General features: G+C 46.5%; 17 protein-coding genes. 3 read left to right on the forward strand and 14 right to left on the reverse strand.

What is annotated here, in order from left to right:
• Positions 1 to 50: 50 nt before the first annotated feature.
• The 3 genes from PV783_RS01495 to PV783_RS01505 form a co-directional block, all read right to left on the reverse strand.
• A complete protein-coding gene (locus tag PV783_RS01495) occupies positions 51 to 2480 on the reverse strand; it encodes a beta-propeller fold lactonase family protein (RefSeq protein WP_420986937.1) in 2430 nt (809 codons plus the stop codon).
• A 135-nt stretch (positions 2481 to 2615) separates the two neighbouring features.
• Positions 2616 to 6017 carry a methylmalonyl-CoA mutase family protein gene (locus PV783_RS01500; protein WP_111577453.1) on the reverse strand — a complete coding sequence of 1134 codons (3402 nt, stop codon included), beginning with the start codon at positions 6015 to 6017 and terminating at the stop codon, positions 2616 to 2618.
• A 642-nt stretch (positions 6018 to 6659) separates the two neighbouring features.
• Positions 6660 to 7379 (reverse strand): NUDIX hydrolase, encoded by a 720-nt coding sequence (locus PV783_RS01505; RefSeq protein ID WP_079471168.1) that lies wholly within the window; start codon positions 7377 to 7379, stop codon positions 6660 to 6662.
• A 165-nt stretch (positions 7380 to 7544) separates the two neighbouring features.
• Between PV783_RS01505 and ligA the strand changes: the two genes are divergently transcribed.
• Positions 7545 to 9653, forward strand: a complete 2109-nt coding sequence (ligA, locus tag PV783_RS01510; protein ID WP_420986938.1) for an NAD-dependent DNA ligase LigA — start codon at positions 7545 to 7547, stop codon at positions 9651 to 9653.
• Positions 9654 to 9701: 48 nt separating this feature from the next.
• Entirely contained in the window at positions 9702 to 10139 is a 438-nt protein-coding gene (locus PV783_RS01515; protein WP_079471170.1) for a nucleoside deaminase, read from the forward strand.
• Here PV783_RS01515 and PV783_RS01520 read toward each other — a convergent pair whose 3' ends face one another.
• From PV783_RS01520 to PV783_RS01530, 3 genes are all read right to left on the reverse strand, one after another.
• Positions 10140 to 11069 (reverse strand): SPFH domain-containing protein, encoded by a 930-nt coding sequence (locus PV783_RS01520; protein WP_142684834.1) that lies wholly within the window; start codon positions 11067 to 11069, stop codon positions 10140 to 10142. It lies immediately after the preceding gene.
• A 115-nt stretch (positions 11070 to 11184) separates the two neighbouring features.
• Positions 11185 to 11400 (reverse strand): hypothetical protein, encoded by a 216-nt coding sequence (locus PV783_RS01525; protein ID WP_079471172.1) that lies wholly within the window; start codon positions 11398 to 11400, stop codon positions 11185 to 11187.
• Between the two features lie 192 nt (positions 11401 to 11592).
• Positions 11593 to 12297, reverse strand: a complete 705-nt coding sequence (locus PV783_RS01530) for a LuxR C-terminal-related transcriptional regulator (RefSeq protein ID WP_079471173.1) — start codon at positions 12295 to 12297, stop codon at positions 11593 to 11595.
• A 291-nt stretch (positions 12298 to 12588) separates the two neighbouring features.
• Between PV783_RS01530 and PV783_RS01535 the strand changes: the two genes are divergently transcribed.
• Complete coding sequence (locus PV783_RS01535; RefSeq protein ID WP_079471174.1) at positions 12589 to 13194, forward strand: superoxide dismutase; 606 nt, start codon at positions 12589 to 12591, stop codon at positions 13192 to 13194.
• Between the two features lie 82 nt (positions 13195 to 13276).
• On the opposite strand, the gene PV783_RS01540 is transcribed toward PV783_RS01535, so the two are convergent.
• The 8 genes from PV783_RS01540 to PV783_RS01575 all read right to left on the reverse strand — a co-directional run bounded on the left by PV783_RS01540 (position 13277) and on the right by PV783_RS01575 (position 19540).
• Entirely contained in the window at positions 13277 to 14059 is a 783-nt protein-coding gene (locus PV783_RS01540; protein ID WP_420986939.1) for a 3-keto-disaccharide hydrolase, read from the reverse strand.
• A gap of 15 nt (positions 14060 to 14074) precedes the next feature.
• On the reverse strand, positions 14075 to 15466 hold the full coding sequence (locus tag PV783_RS01545) for a Gfo/Idh/MocA family protein (RefSeq protein ID WP_111577356.1): 1392 nt from the start codon (positions 15464 to 15466) through the stop codon (positions 14075 to 14077).
• 187 nt (positions 15467 to 15653) lie between these two features.
• Positions 15654 to 17327 (reverse strand): S41 family peptidase, encoded by a 1674-nt coding sequence (locus PV783_RS01550; protein WP_079471176.1) that lies wholly within the window; start codon positions 17325 to 17327, stop codon positions 15654 to 15656.
• A 47-nt stretch (positions 17328 to 17374) separates the two neighbouring features.
• Positions 17375 to 17605, reverse strand: coding sequence for a membrane protein insertion efficiency factor YidD (gene yidD, locus PV783_RS01555; protein WP_079471177.1), 231 nt, complete (start codon positions 17603 to 17605; stop codon positions 17375 to 17377).
• A 108-nt stretch (positions 17606 to 17713) separates the two neighbouring features.
• A complete protein-coding gene (locus PV783_RS01560) occupies positions 17714 to 18106 on the reverse strand; it encodes a ribonuclease P protein component (protein ID WP_079471178.1) in 393 nt (130 codons plus the stop codon).
• A 13-nt stretch (positions 18107 to 18119) separates the two neighbouring features.
• On the reverse strand, positions 18120 to 18275 hold the full coding sequence (rpmH, locus tag PV783_RS01565) for a 50S ribosomal protein L34 (protein WP_012788729.1): 156 nt from the start codon (positions 18273 to 18275) through the stop codon (positions 18120 to 18122).
• 182 nt (positions 18276 to 18457) lie between these two features.
• Positions 18458 to 18967 (reverse strand): OmpH family outer membrane protein, encoded by a 510-nt coding sequence (locus PV783_RS01570; RefSeq protein ID WP_079471179.1) that lies wholly within the window; start codon positions 18965 to 18967, stop codon positions 18458 to 18460.
• A 57-nt stretch (positions 18968 to 19024) separates the two neighbouring features.
• Positions 19025 to 19540 (reverse strand): OmpH family outer membrane protein, encoded by a 516-nt coding sequence (locus PV783_RS01575; protein WP_079471180.1) that lies wholly within the window; start codon positions 19538 to 19540, stop codon positions 19025 to 19027.
• Between the last annotated feature and the right edge of the window lie 37 nt (positions 19541 to 19577).

Raw genomic sequence — 19577 nt, forward strand, 5'->3', positions numbered from 1 at the left:
TTAGGAAACCCTAAAATAGAAAAGTTTTGTGGATTTGCTTAATCGATTTATCAGTCGTCCTCATCTTCAGCGGCCTGCAACTTCACAAAAGCGCTTCTTCTGGGCGCCGGCATCACCGCCTGCTCGCCACGAATGGCCTTCCACACTACCTCATTCAGCTCCAGGTCCGGCACCCTGTCTTCATGCGCCAGGTCGAAGCTGGCAGACCGGCGGGCACTTTCATTCCAGGCAGTATTTCTTTCGTTGATATCCACATTCGCAGATAATACCGTGTACGGCCGGAGATCGGGCGTAGCTGAAAATAATTCCCACATCGGAGTAGCAGCAGCATCGTACTGGCTCATAGGCGGCAAACCCAGGATCAGCTCCATTGTACGCAGCATGCCGGATGTGGAATACATGGTATGATTTACGGTATTTCTTTTTACATACGGACTAATCACATAAGCAGGAGAACGATGTGCATCCACATGATCAGGTCCATTCTGTGCGTCATCTTCCAGTATAAAAATGGCGCTCTCCTTCCATATTTTACTATGGGAGATGTATTCCACCAGCCGGCCCACTGCCAGATCATTGTCGGCCACAGAGGCATAAGGCGAATAGGCGCCCTTCCGCATACCGCTGGTATGATCATTCCCTAAACGGATGCTGTTAAAATGCGGCACAGCATCTATCGCCAGCAACGAATCGAAATCACGCTGCCAGATTTGTTGCCGCGCAACATCCTGTATGGTAAGATCGAATGAAGGATAGTCAGTGCAGAAATACTTTTCCAGCGATTTCAACGTCGCCTTTCCCTTCCCCGCAAACTCGCCGTAGGTGCGGTAGCTAACACCGGCGCGCTGACAGTAATCCCAAATGAATCCTTTCTCCGGGTAAGCCACCTTGCGGCTGCCTTCATAGTCATAAGTACCACCCCGGCCACCGTAGCTGGTGGGCCACGTTTTTTCCACATAATCGGTGGCATAGGCTGCCATGCTCCAGTTATGCCCATCGGCGCTTACTTCTGCATCTACATAAAAATTATCCAGCAATACAAAATCATTGGATAAACGATGCTGGTTAGGCGTAATGCGTTCCGGGAAAATACATAAGCTGCTGTCGCCGTTGCCATGCGGCATATCACCTAACACCTGGTCATAAGTACGGTTTTCCTTGATGATATAAAATACATACTTAATGGGAGATGATTGCCCTGCAGCTCGTGGAATAGGGTTCCCTGCTTCTCCGGCAGCATGCTGTTCTTTCTCTTTTGTGTAAGGCGTATTCTCATACACCTGCTTGGACCAGCGGCCCAGCAGCGCTTCTCCGGGTTCGTTGAACATCGACAGGGTGCCTTTGAATAAACCGGCGATATACTGCACCGGCCTATCCTTACGGGTATTCGCCAGGTGCGATCCGCTTTCATCCTTCCTGCTCACCGGGTTGGGGCCTTCCGGGTTGGCCATAGAAGTAAATCCCTTGCCATTGGCCACAAATAATTTTTTGCCGATCCTTCTTACACAGGTAGGATACCAACCCACCGGGATAAACCCCTCCGATCTGCTCTTTCCCGGTGTTTCCACATCAAAAACCGCCAGGCAGTTATTATCTGCATTGGCAATATAAAGCGTGTTGTTATTGGCAGATAATGCCAGGCCATTAGTGGTGGAGCCCGCCGGCGCATCCGGATACAAGGCCGTTTGCAGCGATTCAATAACCCGTTGACCGGCAGTGCTGATCACCGATACCGAATTGTCATTGGCATTGGCTACATATAAATATTTTTCATTGGCAGACAAAATCATTTCGTTAGGATGACTGCCCGTTTTGATAGTATTGGTAATTTTACTGGAGGCAACATCAAATACCGCCACCGCATCGCCTCCCCAGAGAGAGATGTATAACAGGTTCCTGTTTTTAGATAAAGTAACGGTGTATGCTTCCGCTCCCAGCGCTACTTTGCTGATTACCTTATTGGTGAGCAGGTCGATAATATACAAACTGTTGTCTTCCTTGGTTACTACGTATAGCCGGTTACGTGAGTAGTCGATAGTCATCCCGGTAGGACAGATTTTTTCTTTTGGCCACGACAATCCCAACCGGATACTATCTGTTACCAGTAATTTATTATGGCTGATAGTATACTGCCATATTACGTTATCATTGGCGCCGGAGGCATACAGTTTCTTTTCGTCCCTGCTGAACGCAAGTCCCAGCCAGGCTTTGGGGATACTTACTTCATCGAGTACAATCTCCTTTCCGGCATCTATCAGCTGTATGGTTTGTTTGCTTTGACCATTGTTGGTAACCGCTATCAGTTTTTCTGATGGAGATACCACCATATTCAGGGGTAAATCCCCCAGCGGCAATGAATGCCCCACCGGCGTTAAAGCCCAGCCATTGGGCAGCAACACCCGCTTTGCGGCGGTATCTGCTGTTTGGGCATTTGCCTGCAAAGCGCCCAGTAAAGCCAAACCAACAAGTATTCTTTTCATAGTAATTCCGATAAGTGAAGCTGTAAAAATAGGACAGACAGACCCGGCTGATAACGGCCATCAAAAAGGTAATACTAATATAATACAAAAAGCCTGTATCAGTAGCTGATACAGGCTTTTATAACAGTATTAAGATTACATATTTCTCCGGTACTGCCCTCCTACTTCATACAGTGCATGCGTGATCTGCCCTAATGAGCAATGCTTCACCGTTTCCATCAGTTCCGCAAAGAGGTTGCCATTGCTAACAGCCACCTGCTGTAATTGTTTAAGTGCAGCGGCGCTCTTATGCTGATGCCTTTGCTGGAAGGCTTCGAGGGTATGGATCTGGAATTCCTTTTCCTCTGTGGTAGAGCGGATCACTTCTGCCGGGATAATAGTAGGCGATCCGTTTTTATTCAGGAAAGTATTTACGCCTACGATCGGGAATTCACCGGTATGTTTCAGCGATTCATAGTACAGGCTTTCCTCCTGTATTTTGTTACGCTGATACATTCTTTCCATAGCGCCTAATACGCCGCCACGTTCGGTGATGCGGTTAAATTCCGTTAACACGGCTTCTTCCACCAGGTCGGTAAGTTCTTCGATGAAGAACGCTCCCTGTACCGGGTTTTCGTTTTTAGCGGTACCCAGTTCACGGTTAATGATGAGCTGTATGGCCATTGCCCTTCTCACACTTTCTTCCGTAGGTGTGGTAATGGCTTCATCATATGCGTTGGTGTGCAGGGAATTACAGTTATCGTAAATCGCATACAGTGCCTGCAGCGTAGTGCGGATATCGTTAAAATCAATTTCCTGTGCGTGTAAACTGCGACCGGAAGTTTGAATGTGATACTTCAGTTTCTGGGAGCGGTCGTTTCCTTTGTATTTATACTTAATGGCCTTAGCCCAGATACGGCGGGCCACACGTCCGATCACCGCATACTCAGGGTCCATACCATTGCTGAAGAAGAACGACAGGTTGGGCGCAAAATCATCGATGTTCATGCCGCGGCTCAGGTAATACTCTACGTAGGTAAAACCGTTTGCCAGGGTAAACGCCAGTTGCGTGATAGGATTGGCGCCGGCTTCTGCAATATGGTAGCCGGAAATGCTGACAGAATAGAAGTTGCGGACTTTTTGCGTAATGAAATATTCCTGTACATCTCCCATCAGTTTTAATGCAAATTCTGTAGAGAAGATACAGGTGTTTTGCGCCTGGTCTTCCTTCAGGATATCTGCCTGCACGGTGCCACGAACTGTGCTGAGGGCATGCGCTTTGATCTTTTCATATACATCTTTGTCCAGTACTTCTTCTCCCGAAATCCCCAACAGCTGTAAACCCAGGCCATCGTTACCTGCCGGCAGATCGCCGCTGTAGTGTGGCAGCGGATGATCTTTGAATTTAGTTTTGATGAGGGCCTTTACTTTTTCGGTAAGACCCTGCTCTTTGATATATTTTTCGCATTGCTGATCAATGGCTGCATTCATGAAAAACGCCAGCAGTATGGGCGCAGGACCGTTGATGGTCATGGATACCGACGTTTTCGGATCGCAGAGATCGAAGCCGCTGTATAACTTTTTGGCGTCGTCTACGGTGGCGATGCTCACGCCGGAGTTGCCTACTTTACCGTAGATATCAGGACGCACTGCCGGATCTTCGCCGTAAAGGGTAACACTGTCGAATGCAGTAGACAGCCGCTTTGCCGGCTGGTCGAGTGATACGTAGTGAAAACGTTTGTTCGTCCTTTCCGGACCGCCTTCCCCTGCAAACATGCGGGTAGGGTCTTCTCCTTCGCGCTTCAACGGGAACACGCCTGCCGCATAAGGGAATTCACCGGGCAGGTTTTCGGTGAGCTGCCAGCGCAGAATATCGCCCCAGTCTTTATACTTAGGCAGCGACACCTTTGGAATACGGCTGTGGCTGAGGCTTTCGCTGTACAGCGGTAGTTTGATCACTTTGTCCCTTACCTGGAACTCGTAAAAGTCGGCGGTATATTTCTTCACCAGTGCAGGCCAGTCCTCCACCAGTTTTTTACATTCCGGGTGTAATGATTTTTCCAGGTGTGCTTTGATGTCGGCCAGTGCGGCGGCAGATGCCGGATGCAGGGCCATTACACCTTCCACCTGGTATAGCTGTGTAGCCAGTTTGCATTGCTCATCCACCCATTTGCTGTAATCGCCGATGGCTTCGGAGATCTCCGCCAGGTAACGTACCCTCGCCGGTGGGATGATCTGTGATTTGGTAGAAGTGGACTTAATGCTTTCATGCGCCATAGGTCCGAAGCTGGCGCCGGTTTTCTCTTCCACTTTTTCCATTACTTTTTCAAACAGCAGGTTGATGCCTGCGTCATTGAACTGGGAAGCAATGGAGCCTACCACCGGCAATTCTTCTTCTTTGGCGTTCCAGAGGTTGTGGTTACGCTTATATTGTTTACGCACATCGTGCAGGGCATCCAGTGCGCCGGCCTTGTCAAATTTGTTGATGGCAATTACATCGGCATAGTCCAGCATATTGATCTTCTCCAGCTGGGAAGCGGCGCCATATTCCGGTGTCATCACATACAGCGAAACATCGCAATAGTCTGTGATGGCGGTATCGCTCTGACCAATACCGGATGTTTCCAGGATAATAAAATCGTATGCTGCCAGTTTGCAGATATCGATGGCTTCCTGGATATGTTCGCTGATGGCTTTGTCGCTTTCGCGGGTGGCCAGTGAGCGCATGTAGGCGCGTGGGTGGTGGATGGAATTCATCCGGATCCGGTCGCCCAGCAAAGCGCCGCCGGTCTTCTTCTTGGAAGGGTCCACCGAAATCACGGCTACGGTTTTATCGGTAGTATGATTGAGGTAGCGGCGAACCAGTTCATCTGTTACGCTGCTTTTACCGGCGCCGCCTGTTCCGGTGATACCGAGTACAGGCGATCTTTCAGGATCTGCGGCGGTGTGGGTAATGTGAGTGCCGGCCGCTTCATCTACTGTAACAGCAGTTCTTGCTTTTTGCCCGGTGAGCATAGCCACCGGCATATCGTTTTCTGCCAGGCTGATGGCCCTCGCAATGATCTTAGGATTTTTGTCGGCCTGCAGTTGCGGGATGTCTTCCACGCCGGCGCCGGCAGCTAATGGTTTGATAGCAATATCGCACTGGCTGATCAGGTCTTCAATCATGCCTTCCAGTCCCATTTGCCGGCCATCGTCCGGTGAGTAGAGGCGGGCAATGCCGTAGGCATGCAGTTCTGCTATTTCTACCGGGAGAATGGTACCGCCACCGCCGCCAAAGATTTTGATGTGGCCGCAACCTTTTTCCTGGAGCAGGTCGTACATGTATTTAAAGAATTCCACGTGGCCTCCCTGGTAGGAGGTTACGGCTATACCCTGTGCATCTTCCTGGATGGCACAGTCTACGATTTCTGCTGCAGAGCGGTTATGTCCCAGGTGAATCACCTCGGCTCCTTTTGCCTGCATAATGCGCCGCATGATATTGATGGCCGCATCATGCCCGTCGAATAAAGCTGCTGCTGTTACAATGCGAACCTTATGTTGTGGTGTATAAGACATATCAATTACCGGATTTTTGACCAGGGGTTTCATGCTTCCTGCATGAAATCCGCGAAGAATGCAAGTTACGGAAAAACCAGCTGAACTGCCGGTATAGCGTGGGTTTGCCCAGAATTAGAATTGATTGAACAGGCGCCGGATCTTATTGCAAAATATTTAACTGATCCCGGATCAGGTTAGTATTTCCCTAAAACAACTTTCCCCTGTACATTACCTGTACAAGGGAAAGCGTAAAGTAAGACACAAGGCATTAATGCTTAGCAGTCTTATGTTTCATAACGTGGAACTATAAAATCAAACTAGTGATAAATGATTTATAGTCTTCAAATCTGTTAAATGGAATTTTCTACATACGGCAATAAAACAAACGAAAAAAAATGCTTTTGGCGAACAAGTTAAATTTTGGTTTTATAACTGACGGTTGTTTGCTTCTTAAGATGTGTATATCTTACACAATCTTACTTAAAATTTTGTTAAAAACAAACTTTTTTTTCTATTTAGATAGAAAATTAACACAGCTGTTTTTGGGCATGCGAGAGCAATGTCAAATCCTCCGTGGCAGAGGATTTTGGTCTCACTTAAATTAACCGAAATGGCAGAGATTGCAAAAGTGAAGGAGAAAAAAATATTACAACAGCAGTTTTAGAAGCCTATCCCGAGATAACGCTTCTTTCTTTGGTCATATTTATCAAAATTAAATTTATAGAGCTTCGCCGGACGATGAGGCACATCTTCTTCTTCTTCATTCAAATCCATCAGTAAATCCATCGATAAAAACTTCTTCCTGAAATTACGACGGTCCAGTTCCATATCCAGGATAGCTTCGTACAAATTCTGTAATTCGCGGAGGGAAAACTTGCGGGGCAACAGGTTGAATCCAATAGGCTGTACCAGCACCTGCTGTTTAAGCCGCTCGTGACAGGTATCCAGGATCTGTTTGTGGTCAAAGGCCATTTCATGCAGCTCTTTCACGCTGTGCCAGTGCAGTTCATTATTACTCATTTTCAGCTCCACATGCTCAATGTTCACCAGCGAATAATAGGCCACGGTAATCACCCGGCCCGCAGGATGCCGCTCCACTGCCCCAAAGGTTTGCACCTGCTCCATGTATACATTATCCAGCCCGGTGCGCGCTTTAAGCACCCGGTAAGCTGCTTCATCCAGCTCTTCCTCCGGCCGCACAATGTCGCCCAGCAACGACCACTTCCCCTTAAACTCTTTGAGATCCGATTCTATTAACAGTACTTTCAACTCATCGTTGTTGAATCCGAAAATGACGCAGTCAACCGAAATGGCTACCTTGAAATAATCCTTTATTTCAACGAGGTGCGTGTTGAGGTTCTTGGTGTACATAGACATCATAAAGACGTGGAATTACAGTAAACTCAGTTAATTCGATAACGCGTGGAACTATATTCAAATGAAAGAAAAAAATATCACATTTAAAACAAAAGTGCCCGGATTTTTTTCAACAGATATCCCTAACCTGAAAGATAAGTTTAAATTTACGGCTCAGTTATACCAATTATGTACACAAAGGAGATAGAAATAACCCTGACGCAGCTGGCCAAAAAGCTGCTCAGCCATTTACAGCAGGAAAAACTACTGCAATCCATTGATGAAACCCTGGATGCCCTTCGTCGTGTAATCAGTTATAACGACTGGCGCTACTACGTGGAAAGTGAACCCGTGATCAGCGACTATGAATACGACCAGTTGTTTGCCTGGCTGAAAAAACTCGAACTGGAACATCCGGACCTCGTTACATCCGACTCTCCCACCCAGCGGGTAGCACAGGGACTCACCAAAGAATTTATCACTGTACCACACCTGGTACCCATGCTCAGCCTGGAAAACTCCTACAATGCAGATGACCTGCTGGATTGGGACCGCAAAGCACGCGAAAGCGCCGGCCTTGCTGAAATTGAATACTGCATTGAACCCAAGTTCGATGGCGCCAGTATTTCACTGATCTATGAAGACGACCGGCTGACACGCGGCGCTACCCGCGGCGATGGCGTTGCAGGAGAAGACATCACCACCAATATCAAACAGATCCGCTCTATCCCCCTGTCGGCCTCCTTCTCAAAATATGGCATTCACCAGATAGAAATACGCGGGGAAGTGCTCATCAATAAAAACACCTTCAAAGCCTTTAACGATAAACGCATCGCCGACAACCAGCCCCCGCTGGCCAATCCGCGTAATGCCGCCTCCGGCTCGTTGCGGATGGTAGATCCCAATGAAGTAGCCAAACGCGGACTGGAAGCATTCCTCTATCACATGAGTTACCATAACATGAACCCGGGAAAAACAGAACCCGATGCACTCAAAACGCATAGCGGTACGCTGGAACTGTTATCTACCCTCGGTTTCCGCAGCCCGGCCAAAGAAAAGAAAGTGATAAAAGGCATACAGGGCGTTATTGACTACGTGCTGAAATTTGAAACAGAACGAGATAACCTGCCTTATGAAATAGACGGCATGGTGATCAAAGTAAACGACTATAACCTGCAGGACCGGCTGGGTATGACCACCCATCACCCGCGCTGGGCCATTGCCTATAAATTCAAGGCACGGCAGGCCACCAGTAAACTCCGCAGCGTAGAGTTCCAGGTGGGCCGCACCGGCTCTATCACGCCCGTGGCAAAGATCGACCCTGTGCCCATTGGCGGCGTAACCGTAGGGTCTATTTCTCTTTTTAATGAAGAAGTAATTAAAGAGAAAGACCTGAAACTGGGAGATACCGTGCTGGTGGAAAGAGCAGGAGACGTGATCCCTTATATCGTGAAATCCGTGGCCGACCTACGCGATGGCAGCGAGCAGGACATCATCTTTCCTACACACTGCCCCGTGTGTCATGATAAGCTCGTAAAGCCGGAAGGGGAAAGCGTTTGGCGCTGCACCAACATCAGCTGTGAAGCACAGGTAGTAGAAAGAATGATTCACTTCGTGAGCAAGGATGCAATGGATATCAAAAGCTTTGGCGAAAGTAATGTGCGCAAATTCTTTTCATTAGGACTACTAAAAGATATACCCGGTATTTATGAACTGGATTTTGAGAAGATAGGCGCGCTGGAAGGCTTTGGTAAAAAATCACTGACCAATCTTCAATCGGCTATTGAGCAATCAAAAACGCAGCCGCTGCACCGCCTGATATTTGGCCTGGGTATCCGTTATGTAGGTGAAACCACCGCCAAAACACTCGCCAATGCAGTGAACCATATCATGGACCTGCAAAACTGGACGGAAGAACAGATCCTCGCACTGGAAGATATAGGACCGAAAGTAGCGGGCTCCATCCGGCTGTTTTTTGCCAACAATGATAATATTGAAATGCTGAACAAGCTGGCAGCCTTAGGTATCAGCATGACGAATACAAAAAAGGAAACACATACCTCGGGTAACCTCAACGGGCAAACGTTTTTGTTCACCGGCACCCTGCATAAGCTGAAACGCACCGAGGCAGAGGAAATGGTGGAACAGGAAGGTGGTAAAATAGTGAGCGGCGTGAGCAGCAAACTCAACTACCTGGTAGTAGGCGATGATGCCGGCAGTAAGCTGGAAAAGGCCAAGAAAATTAATACCATTAAGATCCTGTCGGAAGATGAGTTTCTGGCAATGATCAACAAATAATTTTTAGCCTTTGGTTGTTTTGCAATCAAAGGCTGAATACTAACAGTTATGACAGACGAACATTTTATGCGGCAGGCGATGCAGGAAGCACGCAAAGCCTTTGAAGACGGAGAAGTACCCATTGGTGCGGTAGTAGTGCTGAACAACCGCATTATTGGCCGTGGCTATAACCATGTGGAAAGATTGAACGACTGTACCGCACACGCAGAAATGATTGCGCTGACGGCCGCATTCAATACGCTCGGTAGTAAATACCTGATGGAAGCTACTTTGTATGTAACAGTGGAACCCTGCCTGATGTGTGCCGGGGCGCTATACTGGAGTAAAATAGGCAGGATTGTTTATGCCGCGGCAGATGACAAGAACAGCTACCGGAGAGCTACCGGCGACCGGTCCCCGTTTCATCCCAAAACAAAACTGGAGGCCGGTCCGTGCAGCGAAGAAAGTTTACAGCTGATGAAAACCTTCTTTGAACAAAGGAGATAATTACTTTTTGGTGGAATCCATCAGCTTATTCATGCCCATCATTTGCTTCATGGTATGATCCATCCCTTCGGAAGAACCGTCCAGGAAGATGACGTTTCCTTTTGAGTTTTCGGCAAAGTGTTTAATAGCTTCAGTCCACATGGAGAAGAGGATTACCGAGGTATCCAGGTTGGCCTGCTGCATTTCTTTGGCGGCCATACTCATACCCTTGGCTACTTCTTCACGGAACAAAGCCACACCCATACCACGCAACTGCGCGGCCTGGCGCTCTGCTTCTGCTGCGATCTTGATCGCATTACCATCTGCTTCTGCCGCTTTTGTTTTGGTGATCAGTAAAGCCTGACCTTCATTTTCAGCAGCTGCTTTCAGGTTATTGGAAGCCACTACCTGTGCCATCGACTTCATGATCACTTCATCAAAAGTGATGTCATTCATCTGCAGATCCAGCAGGTGGAAACCCCATTCTTCCAGGGTTTTGTCGATCTGTTCTTTTACGTGTTCCGTAATATCTTTACGGAGTCCTAACACCTCTGCCTGTCTTTTAGTAGCTACAAATCCACGGATAGAACCTTCAATGGTGCGAACCAGCGCCTGCATAAAGCTTCTTTCATCCATAAATTTGAATGCCACATTCTTAAGCGTTTCTTCTTCCTGATTCCACACGGCATACAACAGCATGGCCTTGAAATACACATTCGCCTGGTCAATGGTGATGGCCTGGAATTCCAGTTCCACAGATCTGTTCTGGATGGATACCCTTTTAAATACCTTTTCAATGATGGGTATTTTCCAGTTCAGTCCGGGGAAAAGCACCCGGTTGTATTTTCCGAAGATAGTAGTGACAGCAATGTTTCCCTGCTGCACCGTTACAAACGATGATAGTATGACGACTAAAGCCAGTACTATCAAAACGATCAAGATAACATTCATAGAATGATTGTTTAGGTAGGGTTTAGGCTGGTAAATATAATGAATTAAAGCCAACGGGCAGATGAGGGCATAGTTTTCCCTGTGGATATATAAAGGAAGAATACCGGTGGTTCTTTTATATTCTTTGTTTCCTTCTGAAATATATAAATACGTCGTCCAGTTCTATTTGTTTCAACTGGTACGCCAGCCGTGTTCTCAGGTCTTCCGTTTCATCTTTTATTTTTCTGTATTGATCTTTAAGGATTTCGTAGCGTGCCACAATTTCGTCCGCAGTTGCAGATTCTTCCAGTTGTAAGATGTCAAATGCTCTTTCCTCGGTTATCATAGTCATAGGGGTGTTTCAGCTAATAATCATAGCGGATGTTTAAAAAACACATATAATATTTAATTCACTAAATTAGTGGAGTTTGAAAAACGAGCAAATACCCAATGTTGGGTATTTTTGAAATATTTAGCAATTTTTAGCAAATATTCTGCAACCAGATATTTCTCCTTAAAAGTTGGCTATCAGGAAAATACAATTTTATTCAAATCCTATCTTACGGGCAATTGCTACCAGTTCTGAGGTGTTACGCACTTTCAGTTTCAGCCGGATGTTTTTCCGGTGGGTTTCCACGGTATAACGGCTAAGGTTCAACGATTGGGCTATTTCTTTGTTGTTCAGTCCTTTTACAGCCATTCCTAATACATCTTTCTCCCGCGGGGTGAGTTTGTTGAAAAGGGTTTCATTCTGGCGGCGCATGATGGCTGCCAATGCTTCAGACAGTTGAGCATTGGTATCAATGGCATTGGTAAGATCTAAAAAGGCACAGATGATTTCCACCACCCTTCCGTTCTTATCGTGCGTAAATGGCACTTCCAGCCCAAGCAGCCACCGGTAGTCAATTTCTCCTTTTTTGCGGATGCGGGCCAGGCCGCCAAACTGTGCTTTGTTATTGATAAAGGATTGCTGTGCTACAGCTGCCAGTTTAAAGTCTTCAGGATGCATGATGTGCCGGAAAAATTCTATTCCCATCCCGGTCATCTCATCAGCAGAAAATCCAACCGTTTCTGCGAGACGGTCGTTGCACCATGTCACACATTTATTATTGTTATCGTAACTGTAAATCATGGCGGGTACATGATGTAAAACGCTCTCCAACCAATGGATACGATTTTTTAAATGCTCATTTTCCTTCTGTAAGGCATTGAGGGAAAAATGTAGCCCCGAGTCCGAGCCTGTCTGCATACTATAAGTTTTAAACAAACAATAGGTAAACAACAACCGGGCATACCTGAAAAATATGCCTGATGTTACGTCCTGTTAAACCGAGTATCCGTAAATATAAAATAATTTTCCATATGATCAAGCCCAGGCATTGATTGATTTCACTAATTATCCTGTTACCCCATTCCCTTTTTACAGTCGCCTGCAGAACATCTGGTTAACTTAATAATAAATATCTAAATTTTAACGGATTGGCAGTAAATTTGGCGACTATCAAGAAATCATATTTTAAAACCCATAAAAATTAGAGTTATGGCATTTACACTTCCGAGCTTACCCTACGCTACCGATGCGTTAGAGCCGAATTTCGATAAACTGACAATGGAAATTCATCATGGTAAGCACCACCAGGCTTATGTAGACAATCTGAACAAAGCAGTAGCAGGCACAGAAAATGAGAACAAATCGCTGGAAGAACTGGTAGCTAACGCCGGTAAAATCAGCCCGGCAGTAAGAAACAATGGCGGTGGTCACTGGAATCACAGTTTCTTCTGGACCAGCCTGGCGCCAAACGCCGGCGGTGCACCAACCGGTAAACTGGCAGATGCTATCAACAGCACCTTTGGATCTTTCGAAGCATTCCAGGAAAAATTCAGCACTGCCGGCGCTACCCGCTTCGGCTCTGGCTGGGCATGGTTAACCGTAAAGGATGGCAAACTGGAAGTTTCTTCCACGCCAAACCAGGACAACCCGCTGATGGATGTTGCTGAAGTAAAAGGCACGCCTATCCTCGGTGTAGACGTATGGGAACATGCTTACTACCTGAAATATCAGAACCGCCGTCCGGAATACCTGAAAGCATTCTGGAACGTTGTAGACTGGAACGCCATCAGCAAACGCTACGAAGCAGCTGTATAAGCTCTCCCCGGTTCATCAAACTGTATAAAAAAATCCCGTCAGGTAAACCTTGACGGGATTTTTTATATGCTTGACCAATTGTTTATAGTTCCCTGATCTTTAAATTTTTGAACCATATTTCGCTGCCATGATCCTGCAACGCAATGTGGCCTTTTTTAGACAACCCATAACCTTTGGCATCTTTCCATTTGCCTTCCTCCTTGTGTTTCTTCCATTCAGGCGTCCACAACTCGTAGTCGGCCGTTTTCTTCCCGTTCAGCCAATGTTCCACATGACCTTTGTTCACAATGATCTTTGTCGTGTTCCATTCACCAATGGGATTGGCAGCATCTGCCAAAGGAGGATTCATAGCGTAGTTGGCGCCTGTGCGCTGCCAGGGCTCCAGCTTCTCCGGGAAATTTTTATCATCAATGATCTGGTATTCCGGACCACTCAGCTGAGGGGTTTCAAATTCTTCCGTTACCATATACATGATGCCGCTGTTGCCTTGCGGCGACAGCCTCCAGTCGGCTGTCAGTTCAAAGTTCTCAAACTGTTTATCTGTGATCAGGTTACCCCGTTTATCAGACTTGTCTGTTTTATTACCCAGGCAATGCAGGATCCCTTTCTCCGCCACCCACGAATCTGCCGGTTTATTTTTGTAAGTCCGCCAGCCTTCCAGTGTATGGCCATTAAACAACAGTTGCCAGCCTTCCGCCTTTTCCGCCTCACTTAATACGGCTCCTGTAGAATCCGCAAGCGCAGTGCTTACAAGGGAATCCGCCACCGCAATGGCGTTCTTGTTATCGTTACTTACCGTATTGCTTCCGCAAGACGCGGCCGCGATAGTTAACACCGACAACGCAGGAACCAAAAGGTGCTTCATATATACCGTGTTTAATTACTTGTTCACTACTTTCAGATTCTTCGGATCCCAGTGGATGATCTTATTATCGAAATAGCTTTCGTTACACAGCAGCGCCGGTGCGGCAGCACGGAAACCGAAGGTAGGATCTTCCGCTACTTTGCCATTGGTACGCATTGCATTAAACAGGTTGTAGAAGTGATCAAAGTGCGCGCCTTTGTATCCTTTCTCTGCTTCATAGATCATCTTTTCAGGATCCAGCATGTTCGCACGGTGATAGGCGTACGATTTTCCATTGTTGGAAGCAGCTGCATTGGCAGCAGCCAGCGGATCGTTTTCATCTACCTGTACGTTATTGCGGAACAGGGTTACCTTATCCCATTCTACCGTCATGGAGCCTTCGCTGCCTACCATGCGCAGGTAGTTGGTACCGCCGGTACCATCCACAAAGTTTACGCGGAGCGACAGGTTGAATGCAGGATGTATTTCTGTTTCAGGATAATCAAACATCCCCAGCATAATATCCGGTACTTCCCTGCCGTCTTTCCAGTAACGTAATCCACCCGTAGCCATTACTTTGTTGGGCCCGAGGGAACCGGTTACCAGGTGAAGACTGGAAAACAGGTGAACGAACAGATCGCCGGAAACGCCGGTACCATAGTCTTTATAATTACGCCAGCGGAAGAAACGTAACGGGTCAAAATCGCGCTTGGGCGCATTTTTGAGGTAAGCGGTCCAGTCTACTGTTTTAGTGGAAGCATCCGCAGGAATAGGATATTGCCATGCGCCGGTGGGCGACATACGTGCCCAGAAGCCTTCTGCATAATTAAGTTTACCGATAGCGCCATCTTTCAGCAGCTGCCGGGCTTTTTCATTACCCAGGGAGCTCATGCCCTGGCTGCCTACCTGGTATACTACCTTTCCGTTGCGTTGCTGCGCTTCCACTACTGCGGGGCCTTCGGTGATATCATGTACCATCGGTTTTTCGCAATACACGGATTTGCCTTTATTCATGGCTGCCACAGAAATATCTTTGTGCCAGAAGTCCGGCACTGCGATGATCACGGCATCAATGTCTTTTCTGTCCAGGATATCCTGGTAGCTGCGGGTAGTGTAAATATCATTACCCCATTTCTTTTTTGCATCAGCCAAACGGCCATCATACAAATCACAGGCGGCTATCAGCTTTACACCGGGCACGGTGATCGCCGTATTGGCATCTGCTGTTCCCATACCACCCGCACCTATCAGTGCAATCTGTATCTGGTCGTTCGGACTGTATTTTTCTTTCAGGCGGGAAAGTGATTGAATGTTTCTTTGTTTATCAGCTGCGGTCAGGATACTTGGCAGCAGTGATGCTCCTACTACTCCTTTGGCAAATTTACTGATGAAACTCCGGCGAGAGTCTTCATTGGAATTTACTGGCATGATAACCCATTTAGATTGAGAAATGATATGTGTTTATTATTCACTGGACTCTCAAAATATAATTATTCTACCGGAATTCATAATTTATATGAGAATTGGAAAAGGAGGAATAATGAAGCCTGCAAACAAACTCCGGTGGCAACCGGGGCATGTTTGCAGGCTTCAATGTTATCAGCAACGGGGGCGATTACTTCGCTACCGCAAGCAGTTGCTTATATTTTGATGGATTATGCAATAAGTCGATAGCGGTATTTACTTCATTATCCCATTCGAGCGACCTGATAATACGGCCTCTCTGCAAATAATAGCGGTTCACTATTTCTTCTTCCAGTAACCGTTTTATTTCTGTTTTATTCTTCAGCAGATCCTGCTTCTTATCGTGTTTCATTTTCGCTTCGAGTGTTTCCAGCTCTTTGGCGATGGCATCATAATACTTCTCTTTTTTTGCGGTGCTTTTGAAAGAATCCAGGGCTTCTTCGCTACGTGTTTTGTAGCTGTAATCTTTGTTCTCAAGATAGCGTTCAAAATCTTCGAAGTCGCTTTCAGAGAGCGCAAAAGAGCCGGCAGCAGCTATTTTCGGATGACGATAGTAGTAGCTGGTGGCGTAATCAAAAATAAATTGTTTGCGGATGAGAGTAATGGCTACCTGGCTGATGTAGGTAGGATCTACCTTTGCATCCGGTTCAATGCCGCCGCCATCTTTTACGGCGCGGCCACCTGCGGTGGTAAATGATTTACGGAGGGAATCCGGCACATAGTCTACACTGCCATCATCGTTGCGGTGTGAGTAGTCGATAGCCTGGATACAGCGGCCACTTGGCGTATAATATTTAGCAGTAGTTACTTTCAGTTTGGTATTGTAGGGCAGCTGACGGGTGGTTTGCACCAGGCCTTTCCCGTAGGAGCGTTGTCCTATTACCAGTCCGCGATCGAGATCCTGTACGCTGCCGGCCACTATTTCAGCGGCAGAAGCAGAGGAGTGATTGGTGAGCACAGTCAACGGGAGGTGCAGGTCTACCGGTTGTTCGGATGTTTCGTAGTTGCGGTCCCAGTTCTTTACTTTTCCTTTGGTGCTTACAATGAGTTTATTTTTATCTACAAAGATGTTGGCTACCACAACGGCTTCATCCAGTAATCCACCGGGGTTGCCGCGCAGGTCGAGGATCATGCCTTTTAAAGCGGGGTTGGTTTGTTTCAGTTGTTCCACTGCTTTGCGTACCATAGCGCCGCTGTTCTCTGTGAACTGGGTCATTTTGATATAGCCGATATCATTTTTCAGGATGCCTGCATAGCTGACAGCCTTCACATTAATTTCCTCGCGGATGATCTTTTTAGGGGTTTCCACACCGGTTACCGGGTTGCGGAACACCATGTCCAGCGGGGTACCGGCAGCGCCTTTAAGCTGCCTGCTGATTTCTTCCTGGGCTACATTTTTGCTGGACTTGCCATCCATGCTCACGATGATATCGCCTGGTTTTACGCCGGCCCTGTCCATAGGGCTGCCTTCGTATACATCGGTGATGGAGGTCCATTCACCGCTGGTGTTGATGGAGGCGCCTACACCGCCGTATTTACCGGTGGCCATAAATTTAAGATCGTCCAGGTTTTCTTCGGAAACAAAATCTGTAAATGGATCTGTTTCCTCCAGCATAGCTTCAATGCCTTTCCGCATCACTTTTTCAGGAGGGAGGTCATCTACGTAATACGTATTCAGTTCCCGGTAGAAAGCGGCGAATATGTCCAGGTTTTTGGCAATCTGGAAATACTTATCGTTTTCATTGAAAGCGAAGATCCCTGCTGTTGTAATGATCAGGAGCAGGGCCGCTGTCAGTTTCCTTCTTTTATTAAAAAACGCACGCATGCAACGAGTGTATAAGATGAATGATAGTAGTTGGCAACCGGTAATAATTATGGTACCGGATCATATCCATGTCCACCCCAGGGGTGGCATGACAAGATACGCTTTATGGTGAGATAGCCGCCTTTGAAAGGGCCATATTTTTTAAATGCTTCCAGCCCGTATTGTGAGCAGGTGGGGGTATAACGGCATTTACTGCCCAGGAGGGGCGAGATAAACCATTGATAAATTTTTATCAGGAAGATAAAAGGGAAACTAAGCCAGCGCACAACACGATTCATAAGCAGCTTTTAGCAGTTAGCTTTTCGCCAGTAAAAAATAAGCAGGCCATTTAACGGAGTGTCAAATACCGGTTTTGCTGCAATCAGCTAAAAGCTAACTACTAAGTACTAAATGCTGGTTTGCAGCTTTTTTAAAATTACCGAAATTTTGTCTTTCAGGGTAGAAAAACCGGCGATTTTTTTGTCGGTGTAGATGAGGAAAACGGCGATCTGTTTTGATTCAGACCGGAGGTGATCGTAGAGTTCCTGCTTTTGCAGGCGCCAGGCTTCACGGCCCAGGCGTTTGATGCGGTTCCGGTCTACCGCATGGGGAAACCGGCGGGTAGCGGCGCTAAAGCCTACCTGCACGGGGTATTTACCCGGTTCTTTTAACGGCATGTAAACAACCCGGTAGGGAAAAACAGAAAACGCTTTTCCTTCACGAAAAAGCGTTTCAATAAGTTTTCTGCTTTTTAACCTTTCTTCCTTAGTAAAAGAATAAGTTTTTATGGCAAATAGTATTTAGCTACTACAATTATTTCAGCTTACGCTCGTCAGAAACAGTCAGCTTCTTACGACCTTTTGCTCTACGGGAAGCCAATACCTTACGGCCATTAGCAGTTTCCATTCTCTTTCTGAAGCCGTGAACGCTCTTTCTGCGTCTGTTATGCGGTTGAAAAGTACGTTTCATTTCTTTTTTTTGTTTTTACCTGTACTATACTAAAACTCCCGTGTTAAAGGATTGTGGTTTTTAAAACGGAAGGCAAAGGTAGCAGAAAATATTTGAAAAGTAAAATTAAAATACGAATTCTTAAATGTAAAGGTGGAATGCAGCTTTCACCACATTCCACCTTTAAGTATTAAGAATTTTAATTATTTAACTCCCAGTTTGGTCTTTACAGCAGCCAGGATATCGTCTGCAGCAGGAGAAACCAGCAGCATACCGGCAGAGCTGTCGATTACGTAGTTGTAACCTTTTTCTTTTGCTACATCTTCAATTGCCTTACGGGCTTTATCGTAGATGGGTTTCAGCAGTTCCTGCTGTTTAGCCTGTACTTTCTGTTCAGCGCCTTCACGGTAGTCCTGGATACGTTTCTGGGCATCCTGGATTTCACGGCCTTTGATTTCTTTCATGTTGTCGGTCATAGTGGCCGCTTTATCATCGAATTCCTTCATTTTCTTCGTATACTCATCTACCAGTGCTTTTCCATCACCTTCCAGTCCCTGTGCAAAAGTTTGCAGATCAGTTTCTGCCTTTTTGGCTTCCGGCATGCTTGCTACCAGTGCCTGTGCATTGATATGCGCTACTTTGGATTGTGCCATTGCATTCACGCTGAACAAACCGGTAACCGCCACAAAAGCAATAATTACGTACTTCTTCATGATGTTGTCTGTGTTTAAAAAAATTTAAATACTTATAGTTAAAAAATAGGTACGGGTTTATTTCTTGACTCCCAATGATTTCAGGATTTCTTCGCTTTTATCCAGCTTGGGATCAGAAAATATAACGGTGGCGCCTGCAGCCTTATCCAGTACAAAATCATACATCCTGCCCGCAGAAAGCTTCTGCACCGCATTGTAAATCTTATCCTGAATGGGCTTTACCAGTTCTTCCCTCTTTTTGAAAAGATCACCTTCGTAACCGAAACGCTTCTTCTGCAAATCCTTTGCCTCTTTTTCCCGGGCTACTATTTCATCCTCCCGTTTACGTTTCAATTCTTCTGTGAGCATTACCTGTTCTGCCTGGTAAGACTTATACATCTTATCCACTTCCTGGAACTTAGCGTCAATTTCCTTCTGCCATTGCTCCGCAACTGCGTCCAGCTTTTTCTGTGACTCCTTGTATTCCGGAATGCTTTCCAGGATATATTTTGTATCTATCACGCAATAGCGCTGTGCACTTGCTGCACCGCCCATAGCCAGCACAATAGCGGCTGTAATAAATAATTTCTTCATGCTACAATAATTTTTCGCAAAACCAAATGACGGTTAA

Origin of the sequence: Chitinophaga sp. CC14, assembly GCF_048957795.1 — a bacterium.
Lineage (GTDB): Bacteria > Bacteroidota > Bacteroidia > Chitinophagales > Chitinophagaceae > Chitinophaga > Chitinophaga ginsengisegetis.

Coding starts and splice junctions, on each gene's coding strand:
- PV783_RS01500 (WP_111577453.1), bottom strand. CDS start 6,017: ATGTCTTATACACCACAACATAAGGTTCGCATTGTAACAGCAGCAGCT.
- PV783_RS01515 (WP_079471170.1), top strand. CDS start 9,702: ATGACAGACGAACATTTTATGCGGCAGGCGATGCAGGAAGCACGCAAA.
- PV783_RS01545 (WP_111577356.1), bottom strand. CDS start 15,466: ATGCCAGTAAATTCCAATGAAGACTCTCGCCGGAGTTTCATCAGTAAA.
- yidD (WP_079471177.1), bottom strand. CDS start 17,605: ATGAATCGTGTTGTGCGCTGGCTTAGTTTCCCTTTTATCTTCCTGATA.
- PV783_RS01505 (WP_079471168.1), bottom strand. CDS start 7,379: ATGATGTCTATGTACACCAAGAACCTCAACACGCACCTCGTTGAAATA.
- PV783_RS01495 (WP_420986937.1), bottom strand. CDS start 2,480: ATGAAAAGAATACTTGTTGGTTTGGCTTTACTGGGCGCTTTGCAGGCA.
- PV783_RS01525 (WP_079471172.1), bottom strand. CDS start 11,400: ATGACTATGATAACCGAGGAAAGAGCATTTGACATCTTACAACTGGAA.
- PV783_RS01530 (WP_079471173.1), bottom strand. CDS start 12,297: ATGCAGACAGGCTCGGACTCGGGGCTACATTTTTCCCTCAATGCCTTA.
- PV783_RS01570 (WP_079471179.1), bottom strand. CDS start 18,967: ATGAAGAAGTACGTAATTATTGCTTTTGTGGCGGTTACCGGTTTGTTC.
- ligA (WP_420986938.1), top strand. CDS start 7,545: ATGTACACAAAGGAGATAGAAATAACCCTGACGCAGCTGGCCAAAAAG.
- PV783_RS01520 (WP_142684834.1), bottom strand. CDS start 11,069: ATGAATGTTATCTTGATCGTTTTGATAGTACTGGCTTTAGTCGTCATA.
- PV783_RS01550 (WP_079471176.1), bottom strand. CDS start 17,327: ATGCGTGCGTTTTTTAATAAAAGAAGGAAACTGACAGCGGCCCTGCTC.
- PV783_RS01535 (WP_079471174.1), top strand. CDS start 12,589: ATGGCATTTACACTTCCGAGCTTACCCTACGCTACCGATGCGTTAGAG.
- rpmH (WP_012788729.1), bottom strand. CDS start 18,275: ATGAAACGTACTTTTCAACCGCATAACAGACGCAGAAAGAGCGTTCAC.
- PV783_RS01575 (WP_079471180.1), bottom strand. CDS start 19,540: ATGAAGAAATTATTTATTACAGCCGCTATTGTGCTGGCTATGGGCGGT.
- PV783_RS01540 (WP_420986939.1), bottom strand. CDS start 14,059: ATGAAGCACCTTTTGGTTCCTGCGTTGTCGGTGTTAACTATCGCGGCC.